Source organism: Facklamia sp. P12932, from assembly GCF_050409545.1.
Lineage (GTDB): Bacteria > Bacillota > Bacilli > Lactobacillales > Aerococcaceae > Facklamia.
In genome coordinates this window covers 1-1,083 of sequence record NZ_JBNUPG010000050.1, presented here as the reverse complement: position 1 = coordinate 1,083, position 1,083 = coordinate 1, and the positions used below count along the sequence as shown (strand labels likewise).

The following is a 1,083-nucleotide window of genomic DNA, read 5'->3' as shown; positions in this document are numbered from 1 at the left end:
TGTCTTAGCGTCTAGCCCTCAAATTCTTTACTTTTGTCAAAGAGGAAAGCGGAGCGATCCTTGACAGAAATAAAGAATTTGAGATCATGGGCAAGACTAAGCAGGCTTGTTCCTAAAGTATTCGCGTACTACTTCATTGGGACTCTTAAAATTTAAAACCTTTCGATGGATATTATTGCCTCGGTTCACATATCGACGATGTGCTTTCTTCAATTCTTGCACACTCTTAAATTCTCGACGATTGTAGAATCGTTCCCCATCTTCTCGGTGACTTCTTTCAACTATGCCGTTCTGCCATGGAGAATAGGGACGGGTCTTGAGATACTCTATCTCCTTACTCTCTAATATCTCCTCAAAGATGGTTAGTTTATCGGTAACATCTGGATCATTGGTAAATTCACGCCCATTATCTGTTTGAACCTTCGTGATATCAAAGCCTAGACACGCTTCTAACTCTAATAAAAATAAAGCGGTATTGGTGACCGTTTTTTCATCCACAATCTCACAGTAGCGTTTGCGCGAATACTCATCGATCGCTGTGATTTGATAATAACGAATGCCTTTCGAATCAAACTTAAGACAATGCATGGGCACATATTTGATATCGATTTGTACCTTTTCGCCTGGATAAGTTACTTGGGTCGGTTTCCATCTAGACTTGGGATATTTTTTCTTAGCATCCGCTACGCTCTTATTCCAACCCTGCTCACGAATCTGTTTGCACATACTATCATAACTACGTGAATAACCTTCACGCTGACATTGAACATAAACTTCCGCGAGCCCTTCATGACCATAGCGTTGATACTTTGCTTTGATTATTTGATGTTCGTTATCGGTATGCTGATTAGGGTGTGAGTGAGGACGTCGTGATTGATTTCTTATACTCTCCCAACTTCCGTCATATCGATCACGCCAACGTTTTACATTTTGTCGAGACGTATGATAACGCCGAGCTGCTGCTGCATTATTATCATGTTCGATGGCATACTCTACAATTCTTTTTCTTAATCGCATTTCTTCTGTTATAATATTTTTCATGGGAGCTTCCTTTCGCTAAGTTGTTTGTATATCTTTAGTGTA

1 protein-coding gene is annotated in these 1,083 nt (G+C 40.0%); it reads right to left on the bottom strand.

What is annotated here, in order from left to right; all coding sequences use genetic code 11:
- Positions 1-96: 96 nt before the first annotated feature.
- Positions 97-1,041: a DDE-type integrase/transposase/recombinase gene (locus tag ACQV2P_RS08640; protein ID WP_428894895.1), complete on the bottom strand. Its 945-nt coding sequence runs from the start codon at positions 1,039-1,041 to the stop codon at positions 97-99.
- Positions 1,042-1,083: the final 42 nt, after the last annotated feature.

What these genes read in the sequence shown, in the direction of transcription:
- ACQV2P_RS08640 (WP_428894895.1), bottom strand. Translation starts at nt 1,041, where the DNA reads ATGAAAAATATTATAACAGAAGAAATGCGATTAAGAAAAAGAATTGTA.